Source organism: Flagellimonas sp. L-11, assembly GCF_056857735.1.
Genome location: NZ_JBSXNR010000009.1, coordinates 1 through 12,204, shown reverse-complemented (window position 1 = coordinate 12,204; position 12,204 = coordinate 1). Strand labels below are relative to the sequence as shown.

The window sequence follows — 12,204 nt, the reverse complement described above, 5'->3', positions numbered from 1 at the left end:
AGGGGAGCAATTGGTGGAAAAGGTCCAAGAGGTCAGTGGCAATATTCCTATCATCATCCTAACGGGCTACTCGGATATTGAACTGGCCAGAAAGATATTGTCCAAAGGGGTGTCGGATTTTTTGATCAAGGACGAGATCAGCCCCGAGATCATTTACAAGTCCATTATCTATGCCCTAGAGCGGAAGAGTTACATCGCCAAATTGAACAAAAACAAAAAGATATATCAGGACCTGTTTGATTTCAGTCCCCAGCCCATGTGGATTTTCGACCCATCAACCCTCCGTTTTTTGAATGTCAACAAGGCGGCCGTTGATAAATATGGCTATACATTGGAGGAGTTCAAGAACATGACAATTAAGGACATAAGGCCAAAAAACCACATGGAGTTTTTGGAAAAAAGTTTGGAAGAACGCAAAAGAGAAGACCGGGACAGTTATGCCGGGGTGTTTTACCATACCTTAAAATCAGGTGAGACCATTTGTGTTGAAATCTATAGCAATGATATCGAATACGAGGGAAGAAAAGTACGATTGATACTGGCAAGCGACATTACCGAAAAGCAGGAATATGTGAGCACCGTTGAGTCCCAGAACAAAAAGCTGAGAGAGATCGCATGGACACAATCGCACGTGGTCAGGGCACCTTTGGCACGCATATTATCGGTAATCCATGTACTGGAACAGGACTGTGTGGAACCCCATGATTTTCCTGATCTGTTAGAGAAAATAAAAATATCGGGCGGTGAACTGGATAAAATTATCCAAAATATTGTTGCTGAAACCAAAACTATGATGAATTTGAGTAATTTCGAACATGGAAAAAACAATAATACTGGTAGATGATGACCCAACCTTTAACTGGGTATCATCAAAATTGATAAAAAAGGTTTCTCCAGACCTCAAGGTAATAGAGTTTTCCAATGCCAGGACGGCCTTGGATTTTTTACAGGATAATTTTAACGAGAAGGGCCATTATACCATTTTGCTGGATATTAACATGCCGGAGATGAACGGATGGGAGTTTATGGATGCCATAGAGCAAAGCGATTGGGTCAAGGCCGAATCAATATCCGTATTTATTGTTTCCTCTTCCACCGATCCGAGCGATATGGAAACTGCAAGGACCTATGGATTGATAAAGGATTATCTGCAAAAGCCACTGAACTTTGATGTGGTGAGCGACATCGTTTCCTGACAATATCTGATGTAAAGGACACCCAGGGGTGAATACTTTTTTTAAAAGGGAGGGTGTGCCGGCACCTTTAATGATTGCACCATAAGGTGTCCATAGGCCTTAAGGGTACATTTTGATTATATGATTTGTTGGATGCCCAATACATATATTGGAGCCGGGATATAGCCTATAATAAAAAGGCTGCCATTGGCAAACATGCTATTCCCCCTTTCCGGTATCGGGGCCGGGTACTTTCCTGTCCTGCACATTTCCAATGGCAGTATCCTTAAATCGCAATATAAAGTTGGTGCCTTTGCCTATTTCGCTTTCACAGATCAGTATACCCCCGTTCATTTCAACAAAATCCTTTGCAATGACCAAGCCAAAGCCAGTGCCTTTTTCTCCCTGTGTCCCTGTTCTTGTTTCCGGTCGGTCATCATGCCCAAGTCGCTCGAACCAGTCATTCTGCATTCCTATGCCAAAATCCCGCACACCGATTTCAACGCAGGTGGCATTGCTTTGTGACCATAAGATCACCTTTTGGCCGTTCCGGGTAAATTTAATGGCGTTGGAAACCAAATTGCGGAGAACCACTTTGAGCATGTTCACATCCATTAAAAGTGTAGGATGCAAAACCTGTAGCTCAATGTCAATATCCTTATCTCTGGCCATTCGTGCAAACTCGTGCCTTATGGCGCTGAAAATGGACTTTAGCTCACATAGACTTTTATCCAATTCCATGCCATCCAGTTGTTTATGGGACCATTGAAGTAAGCCATTGACCATGGAGACCTTATCGGAAATTTCATTCTTCAAATTTTCCAAAATGGGTTGTAGTTCCCTATCGGTTAAATTGGATTGGATCAATTCAATAATAGCAATGAAATTGTTCAGGGGCGCCCTTACATCATGGGTAAGTAGCGAGAACAGTTTATTTTTGAGTTGATTGACCTTTTCGAGTTCCTCGTTTTGATCTTCCAGTGCTTTTTTGGCGAGTTGGAGGTTTTTTGTTTGCTTGTCGACTTCATTTTTCAGCATTTGGTTCGCATTAAGCTGTAAATTCAAATGTTCAGACTCAATAGCTTTATACTTAAACCCAATGATCAACGAAAAAAGGATTAACTGGACAGTTACTAGGATTGAAGTCATAAGAATGATCGGATAAGTATAAAAATCAAAATATCTTTTGAAAAACCAAGCGCCTATGTACAATATTGCTGCCAGTAGCAAGGGGGTGTAAGAATACAGATAGTACCGGTTCAATTTATGGGCATGGAACAACCGAAAACCTGAAAATATGTTCAGGAACATCGAAGCCAGGGACATAATGGCGGCGAACAGTACAAAGAAATCATTCAACCACTCGATCCCAGTTGTCAGATTATTTGTGATATGCAAAACCGGGAGGCTGCCAACAATCCCTATTAATACCGTATAGGCCCTGTATAGTTTGGGAAAGGCACCCTGCTCTATACTGAGGTAATTTTTTGTAAAGAGCAATAACCCCAAAGTCGAGATCATGGCCGTGGTAAGGGAAGCCTTATCGGCTATTATGGAGGCCGTACCGCCAAAAGATCCATCTAAAAAAAAATATAGGCTCCAGTGTAGGGTCAACCCAAAGATGAGTATAAAGTAATAGAGCAAAACCTTATACTTTAACACGAAAAAAGAAAGCAGGTGATATATACCAAAGACACTAAAGACAGAAGTGAAGATAATGTTTTCCAGATACTTAAAATCAAGAATGTCCATGTTTGGTTAAGCTGTTGGTTGAGCACATATTTGTTGGCAGGCCAAAAAAGGTGTTCTTTGGTTTAAAGGAATCCAATATATATATTTTTTGGCACAAATAGCAAGAATCCAACTTTATCGACCCTGTGGCCATAGAGCGGATAACGGAAACTTCAAGCAGTGGGCAAATCTGTCCACGATAGCTTTTTTCTACTTTGGGTAAAATCACAACACCCTTTCTGTCCATACACAAAATGGTCTTTTATTGGTCGGGAACCAATGCATTGGGGCAACCACCAACAGCTGTCTTGGATTGTGAATAGGGCTTGGTTTCCAAGGGATGATTTCCCCAACCGAACAATTACCGGGCGACCTCTACATTTAATTCAAGCTTAGTACATATTTGATTGGAGTACAACATCTTTTGATTTATTTTTGCCAGGCAAATAAAAAATTGGCTGATGGATGAGTTTGAGCGTAAGAAGGCAGAATATGAACGGATTAAAAAACTGAACGAATTTGACCTCGATTATAGGAATCTTCAGAACGAATTTGAAGGCTTGGTCCAGTTGGCTGCCAATATAGCCGATACAGAGTTGTCCTTGATTAACTTAATCGATAATTACTCCCAATGGACGGTAACATCAAACTCTTCGGAATTTATGCAAATTGACCGTGAGGAGTCTGTTTGTCAGTATACGGTTCGTGCCGGGCAATTAATGGAGATTCCACGTCTTGATGAAGACGAACGGTTCAGTGACAAACCTTTTGTCAAGGGCAGTGAAGGACTCAAATACTATCTGGGGATTCCACTTAAAACGCAAACAGGCGAGAATATCGGAGCGCTTTGCGTAGTGGATTATAAAGAGAAGAAAATCCCCCCTGAGAAGAAAAAATTGTTAAGGTTGGTTGCCGACGAGGTCGTAAGGAGGCTCGAGTACAAAATGAAATTGGATGTGCTGCAAGAACAACTTGACAAGGCCATTGTTCAGCGCAATCAAATGGCACACGACGTTAGAGGGCCCGTTGGCGGTATTCTTGGACTTGCCGTGAGCGCCGAAAATGAAACCCTTGATCATGGGGAGTTTGGGATGTACATGGAAATGATAAAGGGCTCGGCTTCCAAACTCATGGATTTTACAGATGATATATTGGACAAGCAAAAAGCCCAACAGAAAGAAAATTATTTTAACCTCTTAGAATTGGAAAGGCACCTTCACGATCTTTATGTGCTGCCGGCCCTCAACAAGCATATAAACCTTGAGTTTATTTCAAACGAATCAAAAAACCATTATAAATTTTCAAGAAGAAAACTGCTCCCCATTGTTGGGAACCTTATCGCCAATTCCATAAAATTCACGGCACCAAAAGGGGAAATAAAGGTAAGGCTTGACATAATACAAAAGGAAGAAACCTTATTGCTGCAGATAGCGGTGGAGGATAATGGAAAAGGCATTTCAAAAGATAAACTCCAAAAACTGACAAAGTCGGATTTAGGGGAAGATAAGGGGACAAGTGGTGAAAAGGGGTATGGTTTCGGCATTAGGCTTGTGACCGATATGGTCGGCAGTATCGGGGGCAGGCTCGATATTGCCTCGCAAGAAGATAAGGGAACAACTGCCACTGTGGAAATACCTATTGTCCCATAACCCTAAAAACAGGGAAGTGCCACCTTGAACCATGGCCTTGGAAGAAATTCGGGCCAAAGATTTTTTATGATTTTTCCCAATCCTTTTTTTGGGTCCGGTTGGTGCCCAAGGCTGTTTTGGTTTGGACCGGACAAAAGTTGTATGTGAGCTTACTGATTGGATCATGGATCGGTCGGTCCGTTCAAATTTGAAATCCAATACTTTTTCCTCGTTAGCCGTAATCAGGGCAGCCCCTTGAACAAAATTTCTTTATTGTTCCAAGTTCCCTGAGTTCCCCAACAGTATCAACCCTGCTAATGGACCGTATTCTTATGGTTTGATAAAATAGGGGCGAATGAAAATTTGCCGTTAATCCGAAATTTGTAAATTGCAGGGTCAAATATTTGCATTTCCCAATAAATGAAGCCAGAACATTTGCATAACCTCAAAATCAACGCTCTTTCCGATAATGGCACAGAGGAGGATTTCAGTATGATGTACGAGTTCTATAGGCCCAAGCTTGTTGTGATCGTAAAGAGTTATATCCCTTCCCGGGAAGATGCCGAGGAAATCGTTCACGATGTCTTTATCAAACTATGGGAGAAATGGGAAACTTTGCAGATCAACTCAAATTTCACGGGCTATATCTACAGTATGACCCGAAACGCCTGCTTGGACTATCTACGGACAAGAAAGAATAAGCTTACCAAGGATCTGTCGGCCGAACAACAGGAGTTTTGGTTGAACCATGGCGCTTTGGCCGATGATATGGCCTCGTCCATTTTGGCAAAAGAGTTACAGGCCCTCGTTGATGGGGCCATAGATGAACTACCTGAAAAGTGCAAAAAGGTCTTCAAGAAAAGTCGCATGGAAGGACTCTGCCACCGAGAAATTTCCAAAGAAATGGAAATTTCCCCAAAAACGGTTGAAAACCACATAGCCAGGGCCTTGCGACAGCTTAGAGCGGCTTTGGGCGAGTATTTGCCCACCCTGTTTTTTTAATTTTTGCCTCCGGACTAGGGGATGTTTCCTTTTTTTACGTCTTGCTAATGAATACTGTTCCTGAATACAATGAACAAAAAGGATATTATTGCATTGGTCGAAGGCCGTCTGGCCAATGAAAGAAAGCAAGAAGTTGTCAAGTGGTTGCTCAAAAACCCAAAACAACAACAACGCTACCATATTTTAAAGGCAAAGCATGTGGCCAAATCACTAAAACAAAGTGGTCATGGCAATTCCGGCAGTCCAAAAAAGATTTATACCAAATGGTTTAAATATGTAGGGTACGCAGCTTGTGCAGTCCTGATTTTTTCCCTCGCATATACATTGACCTTGCCTAGCGGCCAAACCGAAATACAGGACAGCCCCCGGATTACCATGGAAACCTCAATTGGCGAGAATAGAACGATCGTGCTGTCCGACGGTACCAAAGTGACCCTTAATGCCAACACCACATTGTCTTATCCCAAGGAGTTTTCCGGGAAATCAAGAGAGGTCGTTTTAAAGGGCGAGGCATTTTTCGATGTGTCCCACAATCCCAAAAAGCCCTTTATGGTTGCCACGGGAAATGGGATGAAGATCCAGGTCCTGGGAACGGTCTTCAATGTGAAATCGTACCCGGAAGACCTCAATGTGGAAACAACCTTGATCTCCGGTAAGGTGAAGGTTGTTGAGGAACGGGACCAAAAAACAGTGGTGTTGAACCCGTCCCAACGGGCCACTTATGTCAAAGATGCCGATAAACTCATTATAGATAATGTACAGACCGAAAACCTGACCGCATGGCGCCAGGGCAAACTTATTTATGATGAGACACCGATACGCCAGGTAATAAGCGATCTAAAAAGAAAGTACAAAGTTGACATATCCGTTGAGTCACCGGGCATAATGGACTATAAATATACAGGGGAGTTCGATAACCTTGGTATAGAACAAATATTGGATCTTTTTGAAGTTTCCTCACCGATACTGTATCAAATGAAAAATAACCAAATAACACTTTATATGAAGAAATGACCCAAAAAAGAGAGGAGGGTGTTCCCGCACCCCCCTGCTCAATAATTATTCAATCACATAGAAATGTAATTAAACATCGTAAACTCATCAAAATTATGGAAAAAAAGGAACTTTTTTTACCAAAGGTCCCAATTATTAGGATAATGAAAATCTATTTAATCTTAGTGGCACTTACCCTGGCCAAGTTATTTGCTTCTGAGGCAAATGCCCAAAGTATTTCGTTAGAGGCAAATAATGTGAGATTAAAGAGGATATTGAACGAAATTGAACGCAAGAGCGATTACAGCTTTTTCTACAACAACAGTATTGTAGATGTGTATTCCAAAAAATCGCTCAAAGTAGAGAATAAGACATTGGATGCCGTATTGAACGAGCTGTTCTCGGAATCCGATATCGCCTTTAGCTTTGTTAGAGATCAAATCATTCTTTTTCCAAAAGACAACCCCGAAATTAAAAACAAAATAGAGCGTCTTTTAAACAAGCATGTCGATAAAATGCCGACAGCCTTGAGCCCCGATAGGATCAATGAACTTATCAGGACTACGGTGCAGTTTACCGTTAATGGAAAGATCACGGACAATGCGGGCACCCCTATTCCGGGAGTATCTATTTTGGTAAAGGGGACCTCCAAGGGTACTACTACCGATTTTGATGGTAATTACAGCATCATGGCAGATACCGGGGATGTTCTTATGTTCAGCTACATAGGCTTTGTAACCCAAGAAATCGAAGTGGGCGACCAACAGACCATAGATGTTGTTCTAAAAGAGAATGTGGCCGCCTTGGAAGAGGTTGTCGTTGTAGGTTATGGTACCCAGAAAAAATCCGACCTCACCGGAGCCGTTGGGGCCGTGGATAGCGAGACCCTCTTAAAAGCTCCAGTAAGCAATCCCCTCCAAGGGATGAGGGGCAAAGTGGCCGGTGTAAACGTGTTTTTAAACTCCGGTTCTCCAACAGGATCCCCTAGAATAGTGATTCGTGGTGTGGGTACCATCAATTCATCAACAGACCCCTTATATGTTGTGGATGGTGTGGTAATGGACGACATCCAATTCATAAACCCCAACGATATTGAACGCATGGAGGTATTGAAAGATGCATCATCCGCTGCAATATATGGGGCAAGGGGTGCCAATGGCGTGGTTTTGATCACCACCAAAAGAGGCTCAAAAGATGAAAAAATCTCAATTGGTTATGATGGTTTCTTGAGCGTGGGAAGCATCCGCAAGAAGATGGATTTGCTGAACGCGGAAGAGTGGTTGGAAGTAGTTCGTACAGGTATGGAGAATACTCCAAAGTACCGTCCTGGCGACCCAGCCCCCGTATTTACGACCAATGACCCAAATTTGTTCGATGCACAAGGAAACCCGCTTTATGATACCGACTGGCAAGATGAAGCCACGCGTACTGCCTATTCCAACAATCACCAATTGTCCATTCAGCAAGGGAGTGAAAAATCATCCATAGGGGTATTTTTGAATTATTCCCATATAGAAGGAATAATGCTGAACAATGAATTGGATAGGATCAGCGGAAAAATCGCTTATGACGTTACTCCAAAAGATTGGCTAAAATTGGGTGTTAACCTTATGGTGAACGATGTTAAGGACACCGAATTTGAAGAGGGCGGTGGTGGCCAGACACCAAGAAGGACCATGATTGAAATGCCCCCGATTTTCCCGGTAAAATTTCCCGATGGAACGTGGAGCAATAGCCAAATGATCAGCGATGCCTATAACTTGGAGTCCATGTCCAATCCGGTTCACGTATTGGAGACACAGGAAAGGTTCTGGGAAAGAAACCAACTTTTCGGGAATTTCTATGCCAATTTCAATATTTTGCCAGGTCTGGAATTTAGAACGCAATTCGGTTTCGATAAAAATATCAGGAACAAAAAAGAGTACTCGCCACGAGATTTGGTAAATATTTCGGCACCCAATGGTTTTGCCCGTATTTTTAATGAAAAAAGTACCTACTGGCAGCAAGAAAACTATCTTACCTACAATCAGGACTTTGGTGACCACAGCATCAATGCCATGTTAGGTTTGAGTTGGCAAGAACGCACTTACGAATCTTCCAACATTTTTGCCAGAGGGTTTAGCGACGATTTTTTCCGCTACAACAATATCGGGTCAGCAAGTAATCCAAGTGCACCGGAATCTACCACCAACGAATGGGCACTTAATTCCTATTTTGTTCGTGCCAGCTATTCCTATAAGAGTAAATATTTGCTGACTTTGACAGGAAGGGCAGATGGCTCCTCAAGATTTGGTGAGGACAATAAATACGGATTCTTCCCATCCATAGGTGCTGGTTGGAACATCAGTGAAGAAGCCTTTATGGAAGACGTAACCGCAATCAACCGACTTAAGCTACGTGGTAGCTACGGTATTACGGGCAACACGGAAATCGCCCCCTACAGCTCATTGGCAACTGTTTCTTCGGGAACGGTACTGTTAAATGGCACAAGGGTTAGCTCAAGCTCCGTAAACCGTTTGGCAAACCCAGGATTGGAATGGGAAAAAACCAGTCAGTTTGATATTGGATTGGATCTTGCCGCCTTTGATTATAGGTTGCGTTTGGAGTTCGATTACTACGATAAGTTGACAAAAGATCTTTTATTGGATAGACCAGTGCCCTATACTTCTGGATTTACTTCGGTAAGGGACAATATCGGCTCCGTTTCCAACAAGGGTATCGAGGCCATGATTACGGGAGAGATTATCCGTAAAGCCGATTTCGGTTGGGAGACCTCCTTCAACATGAACTATAACAAGAACAGAATCGAAAGTTTGGGCGAAAACGATGAAGACATCGAACCCGGGCCATTCTGGGTATCCGGTAGCCAGACCATTCTTCGAGTTGGAGAATCTTTGAGCTCTTTCTGGGGATACGAGCGTTTAGGCACATGGGGAACGGACGAAGCTGCAGAAGCTGCCGAGGTCGGTGCTGTTCCAGGAGAGGCCAAACGATCAGCAGAAAAGAAAATTCTTGGAAAAGGCCTGCCGGATATTACAGGAAGTTTCATAAACACCTTCCGCTATAAGAATTTTGACTTCACCGCTGATATCCAATTTGTGGCAGGGGTAGAGATCATGCAACAATTCTATCACTCTACCGAAGACCGCTCCGGTATTGCAAATGGGCTCTCCACCATACTTTACGATGGATGGACCGAGGATAACCAGAACACCATGGTACAGGAAATCAGGAACCAAGCCTATGCAGGACAGAACAGCCAGGTAGACAGCAGATGGGTCGTGGATGGCTCCTACATCAGAGGAAACCTATTCTCCTTGGGCTACAATTTTAACCAGCAGTTCTTGGATTTGATGGGCTTGAACCGTTTGAGAGTTTATGCCAGTTTGGAAAATGCCTTTGTAATCCATTCCAAAGACTTTCAAGGGTACGATCCCGAAGCAACTTCTTGGGGCGGAAATCAATGGGGACAGAACATTTTCTTCTTCCAATACCCCAAGCCTAGGACTTTTACCATCGGATGTAGCCTCAAATTTTAATACATAAAAAAAATATCATGAAAATTAAGTATATAGTTTTTCTAATCGGAATAATTGTATTAGGGTCTTGTTCGGACTTTTTGGAAGAACAACCTCTTGCCGAACTTGATTCCAACCAGTTCTTTTCAGAACCAGATCAAGCATATAGTGCAGTAAATTCATTATATAGAACAGGTGCTCCAAATATGACCGATGGTGGAGTTTATAGCGGAACCCCCCTAATGTTGGGCGGATACATGTCCGGCTATTTCTATAATGAGTATGCAGGTCAAGAGCTGCACGTGAGCAATACACAGGAACTCACTTTGAACGGCGATAATATCGGAGGTTATTTGCAGGACAGATGGAGAGAGCTCTATTTAGGAATTTCCAGAGCAAACAACGCTATCAAATACATACCGGAAACACCCGAACTGAGCGATTCCGAAAGAGCCCAGTTGTTGGCCGAGGCCAAATTTTTCAGGGCATTTTCCTACTATTATTTGGTAAGATGGTTCGGTCCGGTTCCATTGACGACGGAGCCCTATGAATCTTTGGAGAACCTCTATCTTGAAAGAAGCCCGATAGCCGATATATATGCTTTGATAGAGCAGGATTTAAAGGATGCCCTCGAAGGTGGACTGCCAACGGTAAGTATGGTGGACAATGGCAAACGTGTTACTGCTGGGGCAGTGGCAACCTTATTGGCCGATGTTTACCTGACCATGAGCGGAAACCCTTTAAATGCCGATCGTTACGCCGATGCAGCGGCATTATCCCAGGAAATCATCAACGGGACCTACGGTTCCTATGGTTTGGTACAGCATGATGAAGTATCTCCGGGAGTAATCGATCCAGAAAACTCAGCATACAACAAGATCAGAAAAGGGGATGCATCAGCAGTGGAGCATATTTATATAAAAGAATATGATCCAGAGATAGCTACTTCGGTTTATCCAAGATATTCCTATCCCGTGGCACTTGCTTCAGAAGTTCTTTATGATATTACCAATGGGGGGTATTTGCCTTCAGAAGGATTTTTGGACCTCTATGACCCTGATAATGACCTTCGGATTCAGGAAAAGCAGTTTTTCCATTCCAGTTTTGAAGGTACAGGTCAGACCTTTTCAACAGCACCTTATATATGGCATGATGATACAGCGGTATTTGAAACGGCAATGTCTGGAAAGGATTTTGCGGTTTACGGTTATGCCGATGTGCTTTTGATTGCTGCCGAGGCCATTGCAAGATCCAGTGGGGTAACTTCAGATGCCATCAACTATTTGGCCCAAGTGCGCTCTAGGGCGTATTGGCAATCCGATTTGGCCACTGTCGAAGCGGACCTTGCCGGTTTGGGAACGGAAGCTTTTGTACAGGAGGTGTGGAAAGAAAGACACAAAGAATTGGTCTTCGAATTCAAAACCTGGTTCGATATTGTTCGCACAGGTCAGTTTCCGGTAGCCGATGCACCGGGCAGTATATCCTTTGTAAATGCAGTAGGACATACCACGGAAAGAGGCAAACAAATTGAAGAAAAACACATGTTGTTGCCTTTGCCAGGACCTGAGCTTCAACGTAACCCTAGTCTGGGTACCGATAATAATGGCTATTAAAAATATGTAAGATGTATGGGGCCCATGGAATCCTTTATGGATGATGGGCCTCAATTTTATCATTCAAGATGTTTGGGGCAATCCCTTGCATGACATGTTTATGTCAACACAGCGCAATGGTTGTCCGTTAAACTTGATTCATTTACCCATAAAAACCAAACATATATCCATGCAGATTATAGAGAACAGCACTGTTTACGATGCTATCATAGTAGGCTCGGGAGCAGGAGGCGGTATGTCGGCCAAAGTTTTGTCGGAGGCCGGCCTGAAGGTCGCTGTGGTCGAGGCCGGTCCCTTCTTCGACCCGGCCATGCCGGAGCACCAGACCCAGTTGAAATGGCCCTACCAGAGCCCCAGGCGCGGCAAGAGCACGCGATTCCGTCCCTTCGGGGATTTTGATGCCGCCTACGGCGGCTGGGACATCGAGGGGGAGCCCTACACCCAAGGGGAGGACACCCGATTCGATTGGTTCCGCTCGCGGATGCTGGGGGGGAGGACCAACCACTGGGGAAGGATCTCCCTGCGTTTCGGCCCGAAGGACTTC

Annotated in this window: 9 protein-coding genes; 8 read left to right on the top strand and 1 reads right to left on the bottom strand. The window is 43.5% G+C overall.

The genetic code is table 11. The features are described 5' to 3' along the window. Together AC13CC_RS00245 and AC13CC_RS00240 are read left to right on the top strand one after the other, a co-directional pair. Nucleotides 1–844 (top strand): PAS domain S-box protein (locus AC13CC_RS00245; RefSeq protein WP_482875588.1); only part of this gene is annotated, 844 nt, incomplete at its 5' end. Beyond that, nucleotides 816–1,196: a response regulator gene (locus AC13CC_RS00240; protein ID WP_326280375.1), complete on the top strand. Its 381-nt coding sequence runs from the start codon at nt 816–818 to the stop codon at nt 1,194–1,196. The genes AC13CC_RS00245 and AC13CC_RS00240, both read left to right, overlap by 29 nt. Nucleotides 1,197–1,394: 198 nt before the next feature. Here AC13CC_RS00240 and AC13CC_RS00235 read toward each other — a convergent pair whose 3' ends face one another. Then, nucleotides 1,395–2,927, bottom strand: a complete 1,533-nt coding sequence (locus AC13CC_RS00235) for a sensor histidine kinase (protein ID WP_326280373.1) — start codon at nt 2,925–2,927, stop codon at nt 1,395–1,397. Nucleotides 2,928–3,367: 440 nt separating this feature from the next. Between AC13CC_RS00235 and AC13CC_RS00230 the strand changes: the two genes are divergently transcribed. The 6 genes from AC13CC_RS00230 to AC13CC_RS00205 form a co-directional block, all read left to right on the top strand. Beyond that, nucleotides 3,368–4,555: a GAF domain-containing sensor histidine kinase gene (locus tag AC13CC_RS00230; protein WP_482875587.1), complete on the top strand. Its 1,188-nt coding sequence runs from the start codon at nt 3,368–3,370 to the stop codon at nt 4,553–4,555. Nucleotides 4,556–4,954: 399 nt separating this feature from the next. Continuing rightward, the gene (locus AC13CC_RS00225; protein WP_326280368.1) at nt 4,955–5,536 is read left to right on the top strand and encodes an RNA polymerase sigma-70 factor; all 582 of its coding nucleotides are present in this window, start codon (nt 4,955–4,957) and stop codon (nt 5,534–5,536) included. Between the two features lie 69 nt (nt 5,537–5,605). Further along, complete coding sequence (locus AC13CC_RS00220) at nt 5,606–6,550, top strand: FecR family protein (protein ID WP_326280366.1); 945 nt, start codon at nt 5,606–5,608, stop codon at nt 6,548–6,550. Nucleotides 6,551–6,693: 143 nt separating this feature from the next. Next, a complete protein-coding gene (locus tag AC13CC_RS00215) occupies nt 6,694–10,068 on the top strand; it encodes a TonB-dependent receptor (RefSeq protein ID WP_326280364.1) in 3,375 nt (1,124 codons plus the stop codon). 17 nt (nt 10,069–10,085) lie between these two features. Next, nucleotides 10,086–11,660, top strand: coding sequence for a RagB/SusD family nutrient uptake outer membrane protein (locus tag AC13CC_RS00210; RefSeq protein WP_326280362.1), 1,575 nt, complete (start codon nt 10,086–10,088; stop codon nt 11,658–11,660). 169 nt (nt 11,661–11,829) lie between these two features. Then, the coding region (locus AC13CC_RS00205) for an FAD-binding protein (RefSeq protein WP_482875589.1) at nt 11,830–12,204 on the top strand (375 nt) is incomplete at its 3' end.